The 23,108-nt window shown below is 64.0% G+C and carries 17 protein-coding genes; 9 read left to right on the top strand and 8 right to left on the bottom strand.

Annotation, left to right across the window (positions count from 1 at the left end):
* Nucleotides 1-42: 42 nt before the first annotated feature.
* The 6 genes from J2728_RS03350 to J2728_RS03375 form a co-directional block, all read right to left on the bottom strand.
* On the bottom strand, nucleotides 43-2,847 hold the full coding sequence (locus tag J2728_RS03350; RefSeq protein WP_309996338.1) for a TonB-dependent receptor: 2,805 nt from the start codon (nucleotides 2,845-2,847) through the stop codon (nucleotides 43-45).
* A 208-nt stretch (nucleotides 2,848-3,055) separates the two neighbouring features.
* Complete coding sequence (locus J2728_RS03355) at nucleotides 3,056-4,021, bottom strand: N-acetylglucosamine kinase (RefSeq protein ID WP_309996340.1); 966 nt, start codon at nucleotides 4,019-4,021, stop codon at nucleotides 3,056-3,058.
* An 11-nt stretch (nucleotides 4,022-4,032) separates the two neighbouring features.
* The gene (locus J2728_RS03360; RefSeq protein WP_309996341.1) at nucleotides 4,033-5,196 is read right to left on the bottom strand and encodes an SIS domain-containing protein; all 1,164 of its coding nucleotides are present in this window, start codon (nucleotides 5,194-5,196) and stop codon (nucleotides 4,033-4,035) included.
* Complete coding sequence (locus J2728_RS03365; protein WP_309996343.1) at nucleotides 5,189-6,490, bottom strand: D-tagatose-bisphosphate aldolase, class II, non-catalytic subunit; 1,302 nt, start codon at nucleotides 6,488-6,490, stop codon at nucleotides 5,189-5,191. Before J2728_RS03365 ends, J2728_RS03360 begins: the two co-directional genes overlap by 8 nt.
* Before the next feature lie 195 nt (nucleotides 6,491-6,685).
* Nucleotides 6,686-7,588 carry an EamA family transporter gene (locus tag J2728_RS03370; protein ID WP_309996346.1) on the bottom strand — a complete coding sequence of 301 codons (903 nt, stop codon included), beginning with the start codon at nucleotides 7,586-7,588 and terminating at the stop codon, nucleotides 6,686-6,688.
* The gene (locus tag J2728_RS03375; protein WP_309996350.1) at nucleotides 7,585-9,669 is read right to left on the bottom strand and encodes a glycoside hydrolase family 36 protein; all 2,085 of its coding nucleotides are present in this window, start codon (nucleotides 9,667-9,669) and stop codon (nucleotides 7,585-7,587) included. Before J2728_RS03375 ends, J2728_RS03370 begins: the two co-directional genes overlap by 4 nt.
* A gap of 134 nt (nucleotides 9,670-9,803) precedes the next feature.
* Here J2728_RS03375 and J2728_RS03380 point away from each other — a divergent pair, with 134 nt between their 5' ends.
* Together J2728_RS03380 and J2728_RS03385 are read left to right on the top strand one after the other, a co-directional pair.
* Complete coding sequence (locus tag J2728_RS03380; protein WP_309996352.1) at nucleotides 9,804-10,904, top strand: amidohydrolase family protein; 1,101 nt, start codon at nucleotides 9,804-9,806, stop codon at nucleotides 10,902-10,904.
* Between the two features lie 11 nt (nucleotides 10,905-10,915).
* Nucleotides 10,916-12,826 carry an NPCBM/NEW2 domain-containing protein gene (locus tag J2728_RS03385; RefSeq protein WP_309996355.1) on the top strand — a complete coding sequence of 637 codons (1,911 nt, stop codon included), beginning with the start codon at nucleotides 10,916-10,918 and terminating at the stop codon, nucleotides 12,824-12,826.
* Nucleotides 12,827-12,830: 4 nt separating this feature from the next.
* Here the strand turns inward: J2728_RS03385 and agaR are convergent, their stop codons facing one another.
* Nucleotides 12,831-13,625 carry a transcriptional repressor AgaR gene (gene agaR / locus J2728_RS03390; protein WP_309996357.1) on the bottom strand — a complete coding sequence of 265 codons (795 nt, stop codon included), beginning with the start codon at nucleotides 13,623-13,625 and terminating at the stop codon, nucleotides 12,831-12,833.
* A 387-nt stretch (nucleotides 13,626-14,012) separates the two neighbouring features.
* Here agaR and J2728_RS03395 point away from each other — a divergent pair, with 387 nt between their 5' ends.
* Both J2728_RS03395 and J2728_RS03400 read left to right on the top strand, forming a co-directional pair.
* A complete protein-coding gene (locus tag J2728_RS03395) occupies nucleotides 14,013-14,471 on the top strand; it encodes a MarR family winged helix-turn-helix transcriptional regulator (protein WP_309996360.1) in 459 nt (152 codons plus the stop codon).
* Complete coding sequence (locus tag J2728_RS03400) at nucleotides 14,468-15,283, top strand: NAD-dependent epimerase/dehydratase family protein (RefSeq protein WP_309996362.1); 816 nt, start codon at nucleotides 14,468-14,470, stop codon at nucleotides 15,281-15,283. The genes J2728_RS03395 and J2728_RS03400 overlap by 4 nt, the downstream gene beginning before the upstream one ends.
* A gap of 516 nt (nucleotides 15,284-15,799) precedes the next feature.
* Here J2728_RS03400 and J2728_RS22230 read toward each other — a convergent pair.
* Nucleotides 15,800-16,132 (bottom strand): dsDNA nuclease domain-containing protein, encoded by a 333-nt coding sequence (locus J2728_RS22230; RefSeq protein ID WP_404979693.1) that lies wholly within the window; start codon nucleotides 16,130-16,132, stop codon nucleotides 15,800-15,802.
* A gap of 554 nt (nucleotides 16,133-16,686) precedes the next feature.
* Between J2728_RS22230 and J2728_RS03405 the strand changes: the two genes are divergently transcribed.
* The 5 genes from J2728_RS03405 to J2728_RS03425 all read left to right on the top strand — a co-directional run bounded on the left by J2728_RS03405 (nucleotide 16,687) and on the right by J2728_RS03425 (nucleotide 22,662).
* On the top strand, nucleotides 16,687-17,670 hold the full coding sequence (locus J2728_RS03405) for a helix-turn-helix domain-containing protein (RefSeq protein WP_309996365.1): 984 nt from the start codon (nucleotides 16,687-16,689) through the stop codon (nucleotides 17,668-17,670).
* A gap of 5 nt (nucleotides 17,671-17,675) precedes the next feature.
* Complete coding sequence (mobV, locus tag J2728_RS03410) at nucleotides 17,676-18,797, top strand: MobV family relaxase (protein ID WP_309996368.1); 1,122 nt, start codon at nucleotides 17,676-17,678, stop codon at nucleotides 18,795-18,797.
* Nucleotides 18,798-19,134: 337 nt separating this feature from the next.
* Nucleotides 19,135-20,607 (top strand): methylamine utilization protein MauJ, encoded by a 1,473-nt coding sequence (gene mauJ / locus J2728_RS03415; RefSeq protein WP_309996370.1) that lies wholly within the window; start codon nucleotides 19,135-19,137, stop codon nucleotides 20,605-20,607.
* A gap of 141 nt (nucleotides 20,608-20,748) precedes the next feature.
* Nucleotides 20,749-21,744, top strand: a complete 996-nt coding sequence (locus J2728_RS03420; RefSeq protein WP_309996371.1) for an MrcB family domain-containing protein — start codon at nucleotides 20,749-20,751, stop codon at nucleotides 21,742-21,744.
* Between the two features lie 78 nt (nucleotides 21,745-21,822).
* Entirely contained in the window at nucleotides 21,823-22,662 is an 840-nt protein-coding gene (locus J2728_RS03425) for a DUF3800 domain-containing protein (RefSeq protein WP_309996374.1), read from the top strand.
* Nucleotides 22,663-23,108 lie beyond the last annotated feature (446 nt).

The following is a 23,108-nucleotide window of genomic DNA, read 5'->3' on the forward strand; positions in this document are numbered from 1 at the left end:
GAGGTCCATGACCCCTCCGGGCGCTTGGCCGGGGCGCCGCCCCTAGAAGCGGTAGCTGACCCCCAGCTTGTACGAGGCGCCATACCGATAATAGCCCTGGGGCAACATGGGGTTGCCGTTGATGCTGTAGGTGTTGGCTTCGTCCAGGAGGTTCTGGCCTTCCAGCGAGATGTCCACGCGGTCGTTGATCTTGTAGGCGGCGTGGGCGGTGACCCAGGTGATGGAATCGGCCTTTTCGTTGTAACCGGCGCCCAGTACGTTGACCGCCGTGGTGAAGCCTGCGGTGCGATCGGCCGAGACGCTGAGCGACACCGGTCCCCGGTCGTAGAAGACGCCGAGCGAATAGACCGACGGCGCGATGCCCTCCAGCGGCCGCTCCTGGTCGCCGACCCAGCTCTTGGCCCAGTTGCGGGTGTATTGGGCCCGCACGCCCAGGCCGTTGTCCAGGAAGTGCTGCAGCCCGACCTCGACGCCCTTGACCTTGGCGTAGTCGCCGTTGATCGGGCGGCTGATATTGAACAGGTGGCCCGGCACGCCGATGTCCTGGCCAGGCTCCCAGCTGGTGGTGATCTGGTCGGTAATGTGCTTGCGGAACACCGCGACGTTGAACACCGAGTTGGGTCGGAAATAGTACTCCAGGGACAGGTCCAGCTGCTTGGCCTGATAGGGTTTCAGCTTGGCGTTGCCGCTGTAGATCTGGGTGAACTCGCCCCACGAGACGCTTTCGGTCGTGTTGGTCGGCGCCAGGGTGGCGACCGACGGACGCGCCATCGTCTTGGCCGCGCCGAAGCGCAGGCGAAGCTCGTCGGTGAAGCGGTAGTTCAGGTTCAGCGAGGGCAGCGCGTAGGTGTAGGAGTTCTTCTGCTCGACGACCGTCGGCGCGGCATAGACAGCCGTGTAGTTGAACGCGCCGTTCTCGATGACCTGTAGGATCTTGGCGTCCCAGGCCTGGGCGTTCGTCTTGGTATGCACGACCCGCAGGCCGATATTGCCGCTCCAGCGTTCGCCCTGCAGGTTGGCCTGGGCGTAGCCGGACCACGTCTCTTCGCCGACCCGATAGCTTTGCAGGGGATTCCAGACCGGCGCGGCCTTCGAATAGTCGTACACGCCGCCGCCTGGACGCGGCTTGCCGTTATAGGCCTCCAGGGCCTTCTGGTAGCTCGGGACGTCGAACGCCAGGAAGGTGCGCGGGAAGGTCGAGTCGACCTTGTTCATGAAGTTGGGCAGCGAGAAGCTGTTGGAAATGACGTCGCCGCCCAGCGCGCCGACATTGATGGCGTAGTTGCCGGAATAGTAGTCCGCGCCGCCCGTCAGCGCGTTGTTGATCAGGTCCCGCGACTTCTTGCGGTCGGTGTAGTTGACCCCGAACTGGACGTTGTCCAGCCAACCCATCCGCGTCTCCCAGGCGCCCTTGAACGCCGCGCCCGTGATCTTGTCGTCGATGTTGTCGCCCGCGAGCGAGAAGTAGTGGGTGTTGAAGTCGGCTTCGTTGAACTGCCCGTTCCGCAGCCCGCTGGCCAGCTCTCGGCCGTCCGCCAGATTGACCGTGACATTGGGCACGCGCTGGCCCGTCAGTTCGATATGGGCCGTGTTGGGCTGGTTCATGCGCAGGACCACGTAGCTGTCCTGACCGCCCGAATGACGCTTGGAGGTCGAGCGATAGACATCCCCGGTGATCGTCAGTCGATCCGACACGATCCATTGGGCGTTGGCGCCGTAGAGCTGGGTTTCGACGACGCGATAGGACGTCTGGTTCAGCAGCTCCGGATTGAGGCGCAGCTCCGGATCCGGATTGTTCATGTCGAAGCTGGTGACGATCCCGTCCTTGACCACGATGTTCGACCACCGGTTCGGCGCGTAGAGCGGGTAGAACGACTGCTGATAGCCGACCTGCGGCGAGTCGAGCTTCGTCGTCAGGCCGTCGACCACGAGCGTGAAGCTGTCGGTTGGCCGCCATTCCAGCTTGCCGGTGAAGGCGCGCCGCTTCTTCTTTTCAAGGATGGAGCCCACACGGAACTGGCCGGGCCCGATCAGACCGTATTCCTCGGGATCCAGCACGCCGTTGCCGTTCGGGTCGATCGACCCGCCCCAGGCGTTGCCGTACAGCCAGCTCTCGTCGGTCGGGTCGGCGTTGCGCGTCCAGCCGCCGTCGTTGCCGGCCACGTCGCTGCGGTCGTCACGCTTTTCCAGCACCATGCCGAGCAGGAGGCCAAGCGTGTCGCCGGCGAAGGTGTTGCTGTAGACGGCCGACAGCTTGCGGCCGTCCAGTTCCGACATCTGGTTGCGATCACCCTCAAGGCGCGCGATGCCGTGCTGGCCGCGCCGGTCGAACGGACTGGCCGATCGCAGGTTGATCAGACCGCCGATCGCGCCCTCGGTGTTGGCGGCCTCGGCCCCCTTGATCACGTCCGCGCCGCTGATCACGTCGGCGGGCAGGACGTCGTAGGCGAAGTCGCGTCCCGCGCCGTCCGTGGCGAGGATGCGGCCGTTGAAGGTCGACAGGGTGTATTCTGGTCCCAGGCCGCGGACGCTGACCTTCTGGCCCTCGCCGCCCGCCGTGCGCGAGATCGAGACGCCGGTGATGTGGCTGAGGGAGTCGGCGACGTTGTCGTCCGGGAACATGCCCAGTTCGAGGGCGCTGATCGAATCCTGCACCGTAGTGGCGTCGCGTTTCAGCTTCACGGCCCGGGCCACGCTGGCCCGCACGCCGACCACAACGACCTCCTCGACCGTTTGGTCCTCGGCGACCTGGGCGGGCGCTTGCGCCGCGGCGACGCCGGCCCAAAGCAGAGCGGCGACGCCCGCGCCGGCCATCATGGATCCCCGTTGATTTGGACGACGCGACATCCGCAACCCCTTTCCTCACCTTGTGAGATGCAAATTCCGAAACTTTCGGTTTGCATCATATTTATGTCTCAATGAGTAACAATGCTTTCGAATGCCTGTCAAATCGCTACTTAACGAAAGCGCGATTGGAGGGCAGTTCCGTTGCACAAATGTCGATCTTTCGCGCACGGACGGGGGCGTGGGGCCCGTAGGCTCCCGATGCCCAGGCTCAGGCGTCGGCCGGCGGCCGCATCGGGCGACCGCTCAAGCGCGCCGCGTAAAGCGCCGCGCCGAAGGCGGGGCTGTAGCGGGGCTTCACCAGGCGATAGCCCGACGAATAGGCCTCGAGCTGTTGGCGGAAGGGCTGCAGGATCAGCTCGCCGCCCTGGAACACGCCGCCCGAATAGGAGAGGCTGACCGTCTCGCCTGCCTCGTATCGCAAGCGCCCGCGGATCGCCTCGACGATCGCCGCGAGTTCTCGGCCGGCCTCGGTGAAGATGCGGCGCGCGGCCTCGTCACCCAGGGCCACCGCCCGGGCCACGAGTCGCGAGAGCGCCGCGATCCGGTCCCGCCGCGGACTCGTCTCGCCATAGACATAGGCGCACAGTTCCAGATCGTTCTTGAGATCCAGTTCGGTCGTCAGCAGGTCGTACAGGGGCCCACGCGGCAGGCGGCCGTCGGCCATGCGCGAAAAGGCGTTCAGGCCTTGGACAGCGATCCAGTAGGCCGAGCCTTCGTCGGAGAAGACCTCGCCCCAGCCGCCGCCTCGGGCCGACAGGCCCTGGCGCTCGCCATAGCCGATCGAGCCGGTGCCGGCGACGATGTTTATGCCGTCCTCGCCCCCTAGCGAACCGGCCCAACCGCAGATCATGTCGTTGCCGCAGGCATAGCGACGATGGCCCAGCACGGCCTCGGGAATGACGTCCAGGAAGGGCTGGACCTGAGCGTCCTCGCCGTGGGCCGGCAGGCCGAAGAAAGCGAAGTCGACGGCGTCCGCCGAGACGCCGGCCTTGCCCAGCACCGCCAGGACCCCGTCCTGCAGCAGGGCGTGGAGCCCCTCGAAACCCACCTGGATATGATAGCTGGACCCACCCTCGTGACGGGCCAACTCGCGGCCTTCGCCGTCGGTGAGGACGAAGGACGTCTTGGTGCCGCCGCCGTCCACGCCCAGGAAATAGCTCGAACGCGAGGTCATCTCACCCATCGTCAACCCAGCTCGTGGATGCGAACGCCCTGCACGACCCGATTGACCGTGCCCGACGTGTTGGGCTTGTCGGGCGTCAGGCCCAGGCGCAGCGACGCGAAGAAGGCGAAGATCTGGGGCGCCACGACATAGGGGAAGAGCAGTTCGGCGTCGTCCGCGTCCTTGAGCCCCTGAACGGTGATCTCGTCATCGCTCGGAAGTCCCAGCCCGTCCTGAGCGGTGATGGCGACGACGCGCGCGGCGTCGTTGTCGCGCTGCAGCTCGCCCAGGAGGTCGAAATCATAGCTGCGGGTGTAGGCGTTGTTCGAGAAGAAGACGACGACCAGCGTCCGGCCGTTGACGATGGTCTTGGGCCCGTGCCGGAAGCCCAGCGGCGAGTCGAACATGGTCACCAGGGCGCCGTTGGTCAGCTCCAGAAGCTTCAGGCCCGCCTCTCGCGCCAGCCCCTGGAAGATGTGGCTGCCCAGATAGACCACGCGCTCGTAGCCCTCCGCCGCCACGGCCCGCATGACGGCGGTGTAGTCGACGACCACCCGCTCGGTCGCCCGCGCGATCGCTTCGATCCGCGCCTCCATCGTCGTCACGCCGCTGAACACCGCCAGCGCCGCATAGGTCATGCACGAAAAGCTGGAGGTCATGGCGAAGCCGCGGTCGTGCGTCGCCTCGGGCAGATCGATGGTCAGCCCCCGGGCGCCCTGGCCGTAGGCCGCCAGCGCGCCCTCGGCGTTGCAAGTGATCACCAGGTGATGGAGCGTCGTGACCAGCCGGTCGGCCAGCTGGGCCGCCGCCACGCTCTCGGGACTGTTGCCGGACCGTCCGAACGACACCAGCACGGTGGGGGTGTCGGCCTCGAAATAGAGCTGCGGCGCGCAGACCAGATCGGTTGTCGGAATGGCCTCGACACGACGGCCCAGCCGCGAGGCCAGGACCGGCGCCAGGCACTGGCCGATGAAGGCCGACGTCCCAGCCCCCGTCAGGATGATCCGTAGGCCGGGCTGGGCCAGCAGGGGCGCCAGGAACGCCTCGATCCGGGCGCGATGGCCCATCAGCAGCGCCTGGGTTTCCCTCAGCATGGCCGGCTGCTGGACGATCTCGCGCGCGGTCCAAAGGCCGCCGCGGCGCTCGAGTTCGGCCTCGTCCAGGCCCAGGAAGATGTCGTCACGCATGGGCAGGTTCCGATTCTGGCGCGCAGGCCGCGCGATAGGCCTCGAGGGTCGCGCCAATATGGGCGATCACCAGATGGGAAGGGGTCGGCGTCAAGGCCGCGTTGCGGATGGCCGCGTAGGCCTCCGGCAAATATTGGCTGATCAATGCCAAGGGCGGCGGATTGTCGGTGAGGTTGGCGAACATCGCCTCTTGCGCGGCCATGATCCGCGGATCGGGCCAATAGTAGCGGATGCGGTCGGACAGGCTGTACTGCAAATCGAACTGAAGCGCCGCGCCGGTGGCGTGATAGTACTTGTCCCAGTTGCGCGGATCGGCCCGCATGCGCTCGATGGCGATCTGGCGGAAGCGCGACGCGCGATCCTCGCCGACCCACTCACGCTCGATGGCGTCAAGCGCCCAGAAGGCTTCGCGCAGCGCGAAGGTGACGCCCGGCCCGACCTTGAGAATGGCGAAGTGGTCCTCGACCAGCGCTTTCAGCGCCTTGGGCGTCTGGTAGTCGGTCGAATGAGCCTCGAACACGATGTGAGGCTGGCCGTCGAGCGCACGGCTCAGGCGCGCGGCCTTGGCGCGGTCGTAGTCGATGACCTTGTGATGATCGAACTCGACGCCGGGCTGGACCACCGCGGCGATCACCCGAGGCCACGCGTCCTCCAGTCCCTCGGCGGCGAAGATCGCGCGGTGCGCCTGGATGGTGGCCAGGGCGGCTTCCGGCGTGGTCGCCTCCAGTTCCGGCAGGTCCTCGGCCGCGCCGCCAGGCACCGGCACCTCGGTTCCGATCACATAGACGCAAGGCTCGCCGCCGACTCGCTTTTGCGTCGCCTCGGCGACCGCGATCAGGCGCGCGGCGCGGCGGGCGATGGTGTCCTCGGGCAGGGGCGTGGGGTCGTCAGCGCACGACATCGAGCAGTCGGCGTGGATCTTGCGGAAACCGGCGGCGACATACCCCTCGATGAGCACCTCGGCCTTGGCCATGGCCTCGTCCGCGTTCAGGCGAGTCCAGGGATTGGGCCCCAGGTGATCGCCGCCCAGGAGAATCCGCTCCCGCGCCAGCCCGACCTTGTCGGCGATCGCGCGCACGAAGTCGCGGAACAGGTCCGGGGTCATGCCGGTATAGCCGCCGTCCTGATTGACCTGATTGCAGGTGGCCTCGATCAGCACGACGTCGACCCCGGCGCCTAGCGCGTGAACGAACGCCGCCTCGATGACCAGGGGGTGAGCCGAGCAGACCGAATATATCCCGCAGGCCTGACCGGACTTATGCCGGGCGATCAGGTCGAGCATCGCCTTCATCATGAAACCCTTCGTGAATGAAGCGCAACCTACCCCGCAAGATAACGCAACGCAACCAAAGCAATGAAAACGAAAGATCGAAATTTCGCTTTGAGGCTCGCGCGCGCAAAAAAAGGAGAGCGACCGCGCAGGAGACGGCCGCTCTAAGGAAACAGGGGGGAGGGGATGCGGGGCGCGGTCAGGCGCGCGGAAAAGACGTCAGGGCGCGAGGGCCAGCAGGGCCGAGGCGATCACCGCCAGCGCCAGCCCGGCCATCTTGAACTCGCCGGGCACGACCCCGGCGACCAGCAGCGAGATCACCGCGGTGATCAGGGGGCCGCCGGCGTTGGTCAGCGGCGCCACCACGATCGCCTTGCCATGGCGGAAGGCGTAGACCAGGGCCAGGGCGCCGATGGCGTTCAGCATCTGGATGCCCGCCGCCAGCCAGGGTCCGTCCCAACCCCAGTTGATGGGCTTGGAGAAGTCGGTCATGGCGATGGCCGCCGGCGCGACCAGCAAGCCGCTGATCATCATGTAGAAGAAGATGCTCTCGGCGCTCATGCGCGCGTTCGCCAGCTTCATGAAATAGGCCTGGACGCCCCAGCACAGCATCACGATCAGGGCCAGGGGGAACCAGGCCGCCCCTTGCGCGAACGAAAAGCCCTTCGGCGAGAAGTCGAACAAAGGCAGGGCGACCAGCGCCAGCACGACGCCCAGGGCGCCAAGCCGGGTCGTGCGCTCCTTCAGCAGCACGAACGACATGACGATCGTGACGAGCGGGGACAGGGAGATGATGGGGAAGACCAGGTAGGCCGGCCCCGTGGTCACGGCGTAGAACAGGATCATCTGTCCGCCGGCCCCGGTCAGACCGATCAACAGGCCGTGCAGGATCGAGCGCGGATCGCGGTCGAGTTTCCACTTCTCGCGGTGCATGACGATCACGGCTGGCGCGATCATGGTCAGGGCCCAGACGCAGTAGACGAGGGTCTCGGGAAAGCCGCGCTGGGCCGAGACGCCCGCGAAGGCGCCCCAGACGCCCCACAGCACGACGGTCAGGGCCGCGAAGCTCAGCCAGCGGCGCGGAGGCGCGGCGGGCGTGACGGCGGCGGAGGTGTCGGTCATGCGCGGGCGCCCTTCAGGGGAACGGCCTCGATCAGCAGAAACTTCTCGAACATCGCGGGCAGGCGCGGGTTCTTGGCGCTGACCCTGCCGAGGTCCTTGCCGTGGAAATAGTCGGTCAGGCGGTACTCGCCCTCGCCCAGCCCGCGCAGCTCGATGGGGCCGTCCCACCGCGGCGCATAGAAGGCGTAGTAGAGCCGTCCGTCCTTTTCGATCGCATGGGCTTCGGGCTTGTCGAAGCCGATGTCGTAAAGCTCGCCCAGGTATCGGCCCTTCGGCAGCATCTTGGCCGAATACAGATCGGCCCATTTGCGCCACAGCGCCTCGCGCTCGGGCGTCAGGCGGAAGTTGGCGTCCTTGCCGCGCCCTTCGTTGGGCCAGGTGAACTTGGTCGAGATGACCGCGCCGATCCCGACGCTGGAGGCGAAATCGGCGCCGCCGTCGCTGAGTTCGACATGGTCGCCGGCATAGGCCGCGTCGCGCCCCATCAAGGCCTTCAGCGACTTGCCCTTCAGGCGCACCTGCCAGGACGACAGCGGATCGGAGGCCGGGACCTGGTTTGTATAAGGCAGGTTGTGGAAGGCGTAGGAGGTGCCGCACGGGCAGAACTCGACCACCGCCTCGGGATTGGCCTCGCGCGCGGTGTCGTAGACCATCTTCCAGAAGTCCTGCAGCCTCTCGACCGATTCCTCTGGGCGCACGTGCTCGTGGGCGGGGTTGTGGCAGGGCGCCACGCCGTTCATGTGCTGGCCGTCCAGCTTCAGACCCTCGTAGCCCCATTCGCCGATGATCTTGCGCACCAGCTTCTGGGTGTAGTCGCGCGTCGGCTGATAGGCGGGACAAAGGTAGAAGGCGTTCCACCACGTCACGTTCTGCACCGCGCCATTGGCGTCCAGCAGCAGCATGTCGGTATGGTCGTGCAGCAGGTCCGAACCCGGATCGACCGCCAGCGGCGCCAGCCACAGCTTGGGCTTCAAGCCCGCCGCGCGGATCGCCTTGACGAAAGCGACCATCTCCGCCTCCGAGCGGAACTTGCGCGGATCCAGCGCCCAGTCGCCCTCGTTGGTCTGCCAGCCGTCGTCGAGCACGGCCCATTTGAAGCCCAGCTCGCGGACCTTGCCGTACGTGCCCTCGACCTCGGCGACGGTGAAGTCGCGGTCGTAGCCCCAGGCGCACCAGATCGGCTCGTAGGCGCCTTCCGGAGGCTTGGGCGCGGCCAGGCCGTGATCGGCCATCACCCGGCGATAGGCGTCGAGGGTCGCGTAGTAGTCGCGCTGGTGGACCGCGATGAAGCTGTCCAGCGAAACCAGCGACTCCCCCGGTTTCAGCGTTGTCGCCCTCGCCTCGACCAGCGCCACGGTGACGCCGGCCGGCGAGGCGATGATGGGCAGGGAGATGAGCTTGGGCGTGGTTTCGACATGGCCGACGGCCAGGCCGAAATCAGGCCGCCAGACATCGGCGATCGGCGTGCCCGACCCATAGTCGGACGCGTTCATGCCCATGAAGTTGTCCTGCTCGAAACCGTCCTTGACCGGCTGAACCCAGTCCCGCCGGTCTTCGTGGGTCGAGCCGGACCAGGACCAGAATCCCGCGCCAGACGATTTCAGCGAATGGGCGCCCAGGCGCCAGCTCTCGATGTCGAGCGGCGCGCGTCCGGTGTTACGCCAGGCGACCGTTACCAGGGGAAAGCCCGGATAGCGCTCGTGGAAGGTCAGGGTGACGGTCTTTTCGAGCCCCTCGGGCGATACGCCGCGCACCGTATGGCGAACCCCCGCCCCGTGCGCGTCCTTGACCGGCGCCTTGAGGTGTTCGGCGAAGTTGAAACGGTCGACGGCGCGGCCGCCCTTCAGCGTCACGGTCTCCGACGGGCCGAAGTCGGTCAGCGCGACGGCCTTGCCGCCGAGGCCGCAGATCAGTCGGCTGTTGAGCGCCGTGTCGAATTCGATCGTCAGGGCCTGGTCGCCCGCGCGGGCGACCGCCACCGCGGCCCAGGCGCGACCGCCGCCCAGCGCTCCGGCGGCCAGAACGGTGCCGCCAAAGAGGCTCAGCATGCCGCGCCGGCTCACAAGCGGTTTCGTGATCATTCGCGGCCTCCCTGCGTACGAAAATGATCTTGCATAGGCCGGTTTTAAAAGGCAAACAAAAAGACGCACAAAACGAAAGCATAAGTTTCGCTTTGTTGTTTTAGGGTGCGCATCAAAACAGGGTGGATTGGCTCATGAGGCTGGATCGGCGTTTGCTACTCACCATGGCCGCCCCGCTCGCGCTGCTCGTCGGCGCGTCCGCCGCGCGAGCCGCTACGGAGACCTATGGCGTCGCGGACTTCGCCACGGTGCGGAAGTTCGACGCCCACGTTCACGTCAATGTCCAGGACCAGGCGTTCCTGGATCAGGCGGCCGCCGACAATTTCGAGATCCTGTCGATCAACGTCGACTATCCGGCTTTCCCGTCCATCCAGACCCAGGCCGACGTCGCCCACCACTTCACCAAGGCCGATCCCAAGCGCTTTCACTACGCCGCCACCTTCTCGATGAAGGGGTTCGGCGATCGGAACTGGGCGCGCGAGACCAACCAAGCTCTCGACGCCGAGTTCGGCCAGGGCGCCCTGGCCGTCAAGGTGTGGAAGAACGTCGGCATGGTCGAGCGCGACGCGAAGGGCCAGCTGATCTTCATTGACGACAAGGGCTTCGATCCGGTCCTCGATCACCTGGTGGCCCGGCACATCCCGCTGATCGCGCACCAGGGCGAGCCTCGCAACTGCTGGCTGCCGATCGAGGAAATGACGACCAAGAACGACAAGCTCTATTTCAGCGCCCACCCGGAATACCACATGTATCTCCACCCGGAGATGCCCAGCTACGAGGCGCTGATGGCCCGTCGCGACGCCATGGTCGCCGCCCACCCCAAGCTGCGCTTCGTCGGGGCCCACATGGCCAGCCTGGAGTGGAGCGTCGACGAGGCCTCGAAATTTCTCGACGCCCATCCGAACGCCGTGATCGAGCTGGCCGCCCGCATGGCCCAGATCCAGTACCAGTCGGTCCGCGACCACGCGAAGGTCCGCGCCTTCTTCGTCAAATATCAGGATCGGATCCTCTACGGCACCGACCTGACGCTGAACCCCGGCGAGGACGCCCAGGCGTTCCGGACCGCGGCGCACGACTACTGGCGATCGGACTGGACCTATCTGGCGACCGCCGAGACCCAGCGCGTGGCCGACATCGACGCCGACGCGCGCGGCCTGGCCCTGCCCAAGGCGGTGATCGACAAGATCTACTACGCCAACGCCCGGCGCGTGTTCTTCGCCAACCGCCAGCGCTGATCGGACGCCCCATGATCATAAGGTCCCTGCTGGCGTCCGCGGCCATGGCTAGCCTGCTCGCCCTGTCCTCGCCGGTCGCGGCCCAGACCGACCCGTTGGCGCCGACGGGACGCTGGTCGATCCCCGAGCGCGCCCAGGCGCGGACGCCGCCGATGGGCTGGAACTCCTGGAACGCCTTCCGGACCCAGGTCGACGAGGCCAAGGTGATGGGCGCCGCCAAGGCCCTGGTCGACAGCGGCCTGGCCAAGCTGGGCTACACCTACGTCAATATCGACGACGGCTGGTGGCTCAAGCGCCGGTCCTCGGACAGCCGCCTGGAGATCCGCACGGCGATCTTCCCGTCCGCCAAGGTCGCGGGACGAGACACCAGCTTCCGACCCTATACCGACCAGTTGCACCGTATGGGCTTGAAGGCCGGCATCTACACCGACATCGGCCGCAACGCCTGCTCGCAAGCCTATGACCTGCACTCCCCCAACCTGCCCGAAGGCACGGCGGCCGAACGCGAGGTTGGGCTGCATGGCCATGTCGACCAGGACATCGCGCTCTATTTCCAGGAGTGGGGCTTCGACTACATCAAGGTCGACGCCTGCGGGATCGACGTCTACGGCCCCGGAACCGCGCTCGTGCGCGAGCAGGGCTATCGTCCCCTGACGCCCTTGATCGACCAGGCGGCGATCAGCCGGACCGATACGCCGGCCGTCCGCGCCCTCTACGAGCAGGTGGCCCAGGCGCTCAAGGCCCACAACCCCGACGGAGACTATGTCCTGGCGATCTGCAACTGGGGTTCGGCCGATGTGCGCTCTTGGGGCAAGAATGTCGGGCACCTGTGGCGCACCAGCGGCGACATCACGCCCACCTGGACGCGCATGTTGCACAATTTCGACAGCGCCTCGACCCGCGCCCTCTACGCCAAGCCCGGCGCCTGGAATGACCCCGACATCCTGTTCATCGGCCACGGCGACTTCGACCAGGCGCACCTGACCGAGGCCCGGTCGCACTTCTCGCTCTGGGCCATGATCAACGCGCCGCTGCTGATCAGCTACGACCTGCGCCAGGCGCCGCGCGCGCTGATGGACATCTGGGGCGCCGCCGACATCGTGCGGCTCAACCAGGACCCGGGCGGCCATCAAGGCGTGATCGCCTACGCCTCCGACGACGTTCAGATCATCGTCAAGACGCTGTCGAACGGCAAGAAGGCCGTCGCCCTGTTCAACCGCGGCCTGGCCGAGACCCGCGTGACTCTGACGGCCGCCCAAATGAAGTTCGCCGCCGACGCGCCCATCGCGCTCAGGAACCTGTGGGACGCGACGCCGCCGACCTCGTTCGTCGGCGAGACGGACTTCACCCTGGCCCCGCGCCAGACGCTGGTCTTCGAGGCCTCGGGCGCGCGCCAGCTCGCCGACGGCGTCTATCTGTCCGAGATCCCAGGCGATGTGAACGTCGCGGTCGACGGCGTGATCGCGCCCCAGCCCGACCCGCTCGTCCACCGCATGCGCAACGCCTGGGGCGAGACGCGCGGCTCGGGCGAGCGTCCGACCTATGCCGGCTGGGGCGGCGCCCAGGCCGACGCGACGCCCTATGACCAATCTCTGCGGGTCAGCGGCCGAAGCTTCGACACCGGCCTTGGTGTTTTGACCAATTCGCGCATCGAGGTGCGCAACGCTGGACATGCCCGGTTCGAGGCCAAGGTCGGGGTCGACGACTCCACCCTGAACACCAAGGACAAGGCGCGCTTTCTGGTCTACGGCGACGGCAAGCTGTTGGCCCAGAGCCCGCCGATGGGCTTTGGCCAGGCGGCCCAACCGCTGAGCGCCAACATCAAAGGCGTCAAGATCGTCGAGATCGTCGCCCGCTCCGAACGCCTGAGCACCGACCTGCCGCTCGTCGTCACCTGGGCGGAGGCGTCCCTGCGGCGCTGACGGCTCAGGCCTTGTAGAGCTCCACGCCCAGGCGCAGCATCGCCTGGTCGATATGGTCCGGCGCGCTCGCGTCCGTGATCAGGGCGTCGAGCTCTTCCACGTCGATGATGCGGTGCAGGCAGACCTTGCCGAACTTAGAGGCGTCGGTGACGGCGATCACCTCTCGCGCCGTCTCGACCATCTTGCGGTTGAGCTGCGCCTCGGCCTCGTGATGGGTGGTGATGCCCCGCGCCACGTCGAAGCCGTCGACGCCGAGGAACAGCTTATCCAGCAACAGGTCGTCCAGCGCCGCGACGGTCTGAGCCCCGTAGAAGGCCATGTTGCGGCGGCGCAGCTCGCCGCCCAGCATGACGATCTTGATCTTGCGCTTCTGGTTCAGAACGCCGAGGACGTCGAAGTCATTGGTGACGACGGTGATGTCTTCCTCATCGGGCAGGAAGCGCGCGATCTGAAGCGTCGTGGTGCCGGAATCGAGCATGATCGAGTCGCCGCTCTTGACCATGCCGGCCGCCAGCTTGCCGATCCGTTCCTTTTCCGAGGTGTGGCTGATGCGCTTGGTCTCGATCGCCGGCTCGACTCCCGCGTTCACGACCTCCGACGAGATGGCGCCGCCATAGGCGCGCGTGGCGACCCCGTGCTCCTCGAGATAATGCAGGTCCTTGCGGATGGTCTGCATCGAGACGCCGAACAGTTCGGACAGCGCGGTGACCTGAACGCTACCCCGCGAGCGGAGCATGGTGGTGATTTCACGCCGGCGCTCGGATGTGTCCCGAATAGCCTTCCCCGAGCCGTCCGCCATGAACTTCTTCTCCCAATTACCGCGACGGCTTTCGGTATAGCGCGCATTCGCAAGTCTTTTAAGCTCGCAGCCCGCGATAAGCAGCGAATGCGGCCGTCGCCGCGGCGCCGCGCCCAAAGGCGCTCTCGGACCGCCATCCTCGCCTTCAACTTGGACGTGGCGGCCGGGGAATGTCGGTGTCGCGACAGCCAGCTCTGTCCCAACCATCGCTGTTGATGAGGAAAATGCGTTGGTCTCTTCCGGCGGCCGCGCTGAACGTCGCCTCGAAGAGGCTTAGTGTTCCCCTGAACTACCGGAAAGCGACTTCTGGGAACGCGCGAGCAGGAAGGGGACTAACGAACTGAACTGGCGTTGACAGTCGGTTTGCTAGCTAACATATATTGTTAGATGGCTAACAAGAATGAGCATTCGCGGTACGCCTCGGTCGGGGCGTGGGCCAAGCGCTGCTATCTGGCGGGGCGGTCGCTGATGGACAGCGCCCTGCGCCCGCACGGGCTGGGCGCGACCCAATGGTACGTCCTGCATCAGTTGGCTGAAGTCGGCCCGACCATGCAACGCGATCTGGCGCGCCTGCTTCAGATCGAGCGCGCGACCTTGAGCATTGTCGTCACCGCCCTGGTTCGGAAGGGGCTGGTGGAACAGGCTGAGGACACGGTCGATCTACGTCAGAAGCAGCTGCGCCTGACGCCCGCCGGCCGATCGCTCTGGGGCGAACTGCCTGATTTGGGCTTCATCCAGGACGTCGCGTTCGATGGATTTTCGAACAGCGAAATCGAAACCGCGGCGCGGGTGCTCAGGCTGGCGACCGAGCGCCTCCAGCGGCACGCCAAGGGAGTAAAGACATGAAGGTTCTTCTGACGGGAGCGACCGGACTCGTCGGCGAACGCCTGGCGCCGCGCCTCGTGGCCGCCGGTTTGGAGTGTCGCGCCCTTGTCCGCCAGGGCGGCAAGGTTCCGCCCGGCGTCGTGGCCGTCCAGGGCGATCTCTTCGATCGGGCGTCCCTAGCCAGGGCGGTCGAAGGCGTCGAGGCGATCATCCATCTGGCCGCCGTGTTCCGGACCCAAGACGTCGATCTGATCTGGAAGAGCAATCTGGAGGGGACGCAAAACCTGATCGCGGCGGCGCGGGCGCATGCCGGCGCGGCGCGGTTCATCCTGGCCAGCACGAGCAACGTCTATGATCGCCAGGGCGCTCGCCCGGCGCGCGAGAGCGATGTCGTCGCGCCACGGCAGGCCTATCCGGCCAGCAAGGTCGCGGCTGAAGAGGCGTTGAGGCGGAGCGGGCTGAACTGGTCGATCATCCGGTTTCCGTTCGTCTATGGCGACGCCGATGGGCATCTGGAGGCGCTGCCGCGCCATGTGGAAGGCTTCGGCTTCCATCCCGGCCACCGGATGAGCACGATCCATCATCGCGATATCGCCACCGCCATGGAGATGGCGCTGGCCGGCGCCTTCGACGGACGCACCGTCAATATCGCCGACGACGCGCCCCTTTCGATCTACGAGCTGGTCGAAGTTGTGGGCGGCGCGATGACGCCGTCGGCCGAGCCGACTCAAGATCCGTGGTTCCTGCACGTCGACGCTTCGCTCGCCCGCGGCCTTGGCTTTCAGCCAAAGGTCGGCACCGTCCATCAGGCGGCGCGGGACGGCGTCCTCTAGGTCCGATCGGCATCAGGGTTTCAGGCGAGACGAGAGCCGAGATGCGCACCTCGACAGACAGAGCCGTGACCGACTTCTATGAACGGTGCATCGCCCGCCTGAATGCCCGCGCGTGGAATCGCCTGGGCGACTTCGTGGCGGCGGAGGTTGTCGGTGCACTCCCGCGCGCGCTCACCAAGTGATTGATATCGCTGAAAAGGCCTTTTCTTACAACTTAAGGAAAACAACCTAACGCGTGCCCTATGGGCGTAATTCCAACTTAAGACGTGCCTCGGCCCCACCGGGACCGCCTAAACCCACGCCTCTTCAAGAAGTGGGGGTTTCTCTGAATGTTAGTAGCGCTTAGCCTTCGGCCAACCGATCGCGGGTTCCGACTATGGGAGCCGTTATCGTCAAGTCCGATAACCGGATGTATAATTCCCCGATAGGAGTTAGTCCGATGGGCCCCTCTTACGAGCTTGTGAATTGGATTATGCTCGCAGGAGCAGCGGTCCTCGGTGTCGCTATGGTGCTCAACTATTTGGCCCTGCTTGTAGCCCGCAGACAAAGCCGCAACTTGGCCGCTGACAAATCCGACGAAGCCCCTCCGCTGGACCGAAACTCCGAAGGGCCGGTCGTATACCCGTCGAACAAGCCATCAGCTCGTTCACAGAGGAAATCCTCATGGTGCTCACAATAGATCGAGATGTAGTCACGGGAGCCCCGGCAGACAGCGGCAAGCAAAACCACGCCATACTGGTGCTGATAGCGATAGTTGCGTTCGGTTTGGTCGCCGGGATCAACGCTGCGTGTGGCCTCAATGCGGGCCTTTGGCGTTGCGTCCCTGGCCTTTGATCCGCCGTCACTCAACCGTGCCGACTTTCTTATTATTGGTCATGTCGCCCCCCGCGCTCCGCAACACGTTACTCGCGAGAAGGTTTTCGAACAACCTTCACACGCTAAGCGCGATTTTGAGCGGGCTGGCGGGGGATTGGGTCGGCAGATTAGCCGCCGCCCGTCAGTCCCCTCAAGGACGGGGGGGGGGCGCTCTCGCTGGCGGCGATGGCCTAGCACTCATCTTCGGATCATCAACGACTAACGGGTATCAGCCCAATAGCTTTGACGCGGTTCCAGTCACGATTGACTTCCACTGAACGTCGCGTTTCTGGGGCCGCGCCAAGGTCAGCATTTGGCGCTAACGGGACCTTGAAGCCGCCACATTTGCGACCGCCTCGCATTATTGAATGTCTTAAGTTGGAAATGGGCACGTCTTAACGTGCAACGACAGACACAGCGCTGGCGGCCCGGGAGGATGTCCTAAATTCCAATTATTACAATGAGATGCGTTGTCTAACACGTCTCTTGTGGCCCTTTGATACACAAAGGGTTTTTCGCGAAGCGTCTAACTTCATGGGCGCGCCGCTATGAGCCTACAAGCAATCATCTGGGCGTTTGGCACCCCGGTCGACAACGTCGGTGCCAAGTTCGTGTTGGTCGCCCTGGCCGAACATGCGCGCGAAGATCAGCGGACGGCCTGGGCGTGCTTTCCCTCGGTGAAGCGACTTGCCAGCTTCACCGCTCAATCCGAGAGAACCGTCGAGCGACATCTAGCCTGGCTAGTCCAAAACGGCTGGATCTCGCGTCAACGGCGGAGCTCTCGGGGCGGTAACGCTGGCGCCTTCACGTACACGTTCGGACCCGACAAATTGTCGGGCCACGATCCTTCCTCAACCCGACAAACTGACGCTCCAGACCCGACAAAAACGGCATCGTCACCCGACAATCTGTCGCTTCCCAATAAGAGAGAACCTTCCAAGGAGCCGGTAACAGAACCTGCGCAGAACGATCGAGACTTCGAAACCTGGTGGGCGGCTTATCCGCGCAAGGTCGAGAAGTTGGGCGCAAAGGCTGCCTACCGTCGCATCGTGGACAATCGGCTAGGAACGGCCGACCAACTGCTCTCCGGCGCCAAGCGGTATGCGGCCGAAGTGAGGTTGCGCGACCCCCAGATGGTCAAGCATCCCTCACGGTGGCTAAACCTGGGCTGCTGGACTGATGGTGGCGCCAGTACCGGCCTGCGCTTGGTTGGCGTCGCCGATCCCCATCCACACGCCTTCGGCGGCCCGCCCGAGCTATGGCGCGCTGCGGTGGCGCGACGCGGCGAGGACTGGGCGAAAAGCTGGCTTGCCCCCTGTACGTGGGCCAGCGACCGGCGCGAAGTGCAGGCGCGCACCAGATTGGCGGCTGATCGAATTAGCGAGGAGTTGGCCGGAGAGGCTAACGCTCTTGGGATCGCGATCACCGTCGCGACGCGTGCTGAAAGCACCGTAGCGCGCGCAGCGCCGAACGACCTTTGCGCCAGCAAAGGTGTAGTGAGTACACCTTCGCTGCGCTCAGGCTGGCGGTGACTCCAATGGCATACGCAATACTACGCACGGCCAAGCTCAAGAGCTTCGGTGAGATCGGCGGCTCCCTGGCTCACACGTTCAGAGAGCGAGAGACCCACAACGCCGATCCGGCGCTAAAGCTGGCGAACGAGCACTGGGGCGCCGAGACCGGAGCCGGCGCGCTGGCGGCAATCCGCGCTGCGCTTCCGGCGAGGTACCGCTCTGACGCCGTGCTATGCATTGAGTACTTCGTCGGCCACAGTCCGGAATGGCGAGGTGACGACACCGCTTACTTCCGAGGAGCGCTGCAATGGCTGCGCGACCGGCATGGCGCGGAGAACGTCATAAGCGTCCATGTTCACCGCGACGAGAAAACGCCGCACCTGGTCGCCTACGTCGTGCCCCGGGATGGCGACAAGTTGAACGCCAAGAAGTGGCTGGGTGGAAAGAAAACCCTCTCGGAAATGCAAACCGACTTCTGGCAACGCGTCGGTCGCGAACATGGCCTCGAGCGCGGCATAGAGGGCAGCGTCGCCCGCCACCAGACCATCAAGGAGTACTACACGGCGATCTCGCGAGCGACGGAAGTCGAGCGCGACGTCAACTTCCCGAAGGAACGTCAGGTGCTCGAAAAGGGCGTCCTGACCACAACGCTAGAAACCGACGCGGCGTTTGCCTCACGCGTGGCTGAAAGCGTGGTGGAGCAGTTGAAGCCGGCTGCACAAAAGGGCGTCGAAGCGGCGCACCTGGCGCGTCGGGAGCGAGAGCAGGCCCGCGAGGTCGGCCGCCTGAAGAAGGCCCTCGACAAGGCGCACAAGCGGCTGAACGCTTTCGAGCGCGTGTTCGACGGGCTGAATTCCGACCAGGCTCGAGAACTGTTTCATTCGCTTCGGCGTGCGGCCGATCGGATGAAGGAGACCGCTCGCGAGGTGGTGGGCTGGTTCAAAGGGTTGGCCCCGAGCCGATCGGGAGGAGAGTTGCAAATCACGCTTGAGGAGCGAGGTACCGGCAGAACGATGACATTCCTATCGACCAGGGCGGCGAAAGCGCTGGAGACGGCGGGTGTCCGCGCCGGTGATCTCGTAAAGGTGTCATCAGCCGGCGCCGAAATCTTGGAGCGGCGGCAGCGGCGGGATTTGGAGCGGTAGGCTGGTAAAGCCTTGCCCGGCGACGTCGGCTCTTTGCACAGCGCCAGGTGCTAGGTAGTGTGTGAGCCGCCCAAAAGGCAAAGCCCCCCGGGGTCTAGATTGAAGCGGAAGTGGGCGAGGCAGCGCGATGCGTCCCGCCCACTTCTTTCTCGGCACTGATTGCTGCGTCTGCTTGCTCAAGTAGGGCATTGATTGCGTTTATCGGCGTGGCGCCAAGTTGCCGACTTTAGACGCCCGGAGTTAGCGGGAGCGGAGTCCCATCCCGGTCAGTGCCGATCTTGCGTGAAACTGCAGTCACGTCCAACTCTTTGGACATGAAGCCCAGACGGTAGCCGTGATGCCGGCCGACGATGAAAATCCGCAAAGCCCTCCAAAGAGGGCGTGGGGCCAGCTGCCGTCCCTGAGTGACACCTATGTCGGGGAGTTGAGAGAACGCGGACGGTGGGTGGTAGCCAATCTTTCAGGCTCTCTGCCATGGCCGACCCAGGTCCAAAAAGCCAGCTATCGTAGTTTCGACATCTTCTACCTGCCGCCGACGCAGGAGGAACATCTCCCGGCGCTGGCTGTGAAAGTACCGTCAGGCGCTTTGGACGGCGACGCTCGCCGGGCAATTATGGGCTTCCTCAGTGCCCTCTGCTGGGTGAAGCAGCATGCGGGCGCGCGGGTTGAAGGTTGGACCGGCGGCAGCGGGCCGTTTCGCATGTTGGGCCGCAGACCTGGGATGTTGAATGCAAATGCTTTCGAGCTGGATTATCTGCCCGATCCCGCAGACCCGAAAGCGCGCTTAGCGCTGGCGCTTTGCCGAGAAGCGGCCTCCATTAACATGGCAACCTACGCAGTCATCTCATACTTCCGGGTCTTTGAGACATACTTCCAAGGCTATGCGCGCGAGATCAAAGATTGGCTCAACGCCAATTGTCCGTTGGTCGCTGACCGACAGGCCAAGGAGGTCTTTGACCGCCTGAAGGCGACCGAGCCCAATATCGGGGATTACCTTCACTCAGCCTGCCGGTCGGCCGCCGCGCATGGTAAAATCGGCTCCCAAACCGTAATCGACCCGGATGATCCCGAGGACGAGCGTCGCCTGACGCAAGACCTGCCTCTGATACGAGCTATGGCAATCAAGCTCACAGAGGAAATTCTCGGGATCCAGACTACTTCGACGGTCTATCGAGAACACCTCTACGAGCTGGCCGGGTTTAAACCACTTTTCACCCAGGAAGCATTGGAAGCGTTCGCGGGAGGCCTTGCCTGCCCAGAAGGTCAGTCCGTCGATCTTCCGATAGTCAATATCGGCCTATCGGGTAAGCCTCCATTTGCCGCTCTAAGCGGCCTCGAACCGGTCCACCTTCAGGCGGTAGTAGGTGGCGCGAAGGTGGCTTTTCGCCGACCTGACGGCCTCGTCGAGTTCCACGTCCTGTTAGATATCAAGAACGAGCGCCTGGAGTTCGAAATCGAGCGCGACCTGGTGTTATTTGATGATGGATCGCCGGAGGCCATGGAAGTCGCCGCCAGCGCTATGGAATTTCGCAAGTTCTACTACCTGAACGGCAAGCTACGAGTGGTTGATACAGAGACCGGTGAATTGCTAGCCCGCAAAGACGCTTTCGTGCCCGTGAACTTGATAGTTCGGCCTGAGGGCTTTGACTTAGAAATCAAGCGCTACCGGGACACGGCTGAGCATCGCCGCGAGTTGGGCCGCTATCGCTGGCGCGCGCGGGTATCCCCCAACAACGTCAGTTATTCGATGGATGGTGTGTCCCGTCCTGCACAGGCGTCACAGCGTTCGGACAGCCCGGCCAGGGCCTAGGCGACGAACTCTTCGACTTAGACCCCTGGGATAGAACGAGAATGGGTTTTCTAGTGGCCTGGAACGGCCGCGACTGCTGGCCAGAGCTTGACTAGGGACACGGAGGCGAAGCACCCACTGTGTTGGAGTCGCACGGAGGCAATGGTGCGTGAAGCGTTTGCGCAGTTTGTTCAGGAATACCCGCGAAGGCCCGTTAGAAACGACGGTACCTTTGCTGGCAACTCGCTAAGGGTCTTAGTCGAGACGCAGCTGGTCGACTCGGTGAAGGCGGCGCTTGGTGACCGGGCGAAGCGCTACCTTGTTCGTGGAAGTGTCGGGAAAGGCGATTGGACGCACACGCCATGGCTCGTGGTGCTAGACCCGGCCGTCACAACAAGTCCTGAACGTAACTACTACGTTGTATATCTCCTAAGCCTGGGGTGCGAGCGCCTCTATTTATCGCTTGCCCAGGGCTGCACGACGCTGAAGGATGCGGTCAGCGTTCCAAAGGCGAAAGTGGAGCTAGCCCGGCGTGCGGCGGTAATGCGTGCCCGCGCTCACACCCTTGCCACTAGGCTAGCTCCGCTGGAGATGGACCTCGGGGTGGATAGGACAGTTTGGCGAGGCAAACTATACGAGGCGGGTTCGGTGCTGGGGCAAGTCTACGACACCCGCAAACTGCCGTCAGACGCAGACATGATCGCCGACCTGGTCGAGGCGCTGGACATCTACGCGCATCTGAAGCGAGAGGGTGGCTGGGCCGCTGAGGACACTATCGTTGAGGAAGCGGAGGCCGACGAAATTCCTAACAAGGGGCTGCTGCAGTCGAAGACCTATCGCCAGCACCGAACGATCGAGCGGGATCGCGGCCACTCTCGCGAAGTAAAAAGGCAGCAGGGTACCCGGTGTCGCGGCTGCGGCTTCGAGATGTCGGAGATTTACGGCGAAGACGCGGTGGGCCTATGCGACGCGCATCATCTGGTTCCGCTCAGTTCACTGGAAAAGGGAGTGACGGTCACCTTCGACCCCGTACGCGACTTTGCGGTCCTCTGCCCAAGCTGTCATAGAGCTATTCACCGAATGAGCGACTCCAGTGATCTTGAAGCTTTGCGCATGGCCGTGAGGTCTGGAGTGCTCGCCCCTTTACTAGACCGCTAGATGGGTTCGCGCTTAACTCAGACTTCCTAGCCAGGCCTAGTTGTGGACACGCTCAGCATTTGAGGTACAAAATGCAGGATGAGCGCAGAAGCTGAATCGCCGCCACTCCCGCCAGTCTACCATTTGTATCTTGACGACTCTGGCAGCCGGCATCTTGATAAGCTTGCTAAGACGGCCAACCAACATCCAACGTGGTTTGCGCTGGGCGGCTTTGTAGTAAGAGCGGATGACGAAGATACATGTCGAACCGCCTATGATGCTTTCTGCCAATCCTGGCCTCAAATGAGCCCACCGCTTCACCTCACCGACATGCGGGCACGGCGAAAGAATTTCAACTGGTTGGAAAAGCTAAGCACTTCTGAAAGAGAGCGCTTTTGGCAGGACTATCACGCGTTTCTTACGTCACTGCCTGTAATTGGAACGGCCTGCGTAGTTCACCGGCCTGGCTACTTGGCGCGCGGGTATGGTTCAAGGCCCGGCGACTCCAAATGGGATCTGTGTCGCACCGCCTTCAACATCGTTGTCGAGCGAACTGCCAAATTCGTCGCTTCGAAGGGAGCTCGCCTTCGTGTGAAGTTCGAAGGATGCGACATCAAATCTGATCAGCTGACGAAAGGCTATTTCGCGCTCTTGAAGGCCGGTAACGGCTTGCAGTTTGATGCTGAACGCTCAGCTAAATATGCGCCAATGGAAGAAGCTGAACTTGTAAAAACGCTGATAGATCTCGAGCGTAAAGATAAGCGTTCAAAGCTCATGCAGATCGCAGACACTTATGTTTACGCCATTGCGCGTGGGCGTTACGAGGCTGACTTCCCGATGTTCGCAGCGATCAATAGCGCGGGCAAGCTGATCGACAGTCAGGTAGGTACGGATGCTGCCGTCCTCGGCGTCAAATATTCCTGCTTTGATGGGATCTAGATACGACAAGAGCCGGGGTTTTGCCCCGGCTCCAGCGCGGCCCCCATGCGGAAGACCTCTAGGCATTGCCTGTGGCCATAAATGCATACGAAAGTTGACGCTTCAATAGCAGGCCACGTCAGACTCGGTCGCACCGCGCGATTTGAACCTTCTGGTGCATGAAAGACTCACTGGGACGGCCTTAGCATTTTGCTGTCCCAAACCTCCTCTTTCTGATGGCGTAGGCATACAGAGAGGCCGGCCAACGTTAGGAACCCGCATCGGGACCGGCGCGCTTTCAACTGCAGGGCATCTCCCTACTTAGCTGCTGATCCAGGCTGCGCTTTGGCTCATATTGTGCCCGGCGCGGGCGATTTCCCGCAAGCGGTGCCCTGTTCTACAACGTCGACATGCCTGCTCGCTCGTCACCGCCTCCATCCATCCTGAACCCGTCCGCCGCCCCGCGC

Source organism: Caulobacter segnis (assembly GCF_031454995.1).
Lineage (GTDB): Bacteria > Pseudomonadota > Alphaproteobacteria > Caulobacterales > Caulobacteraceae > Caulobacter > Caulobacter segnis_E.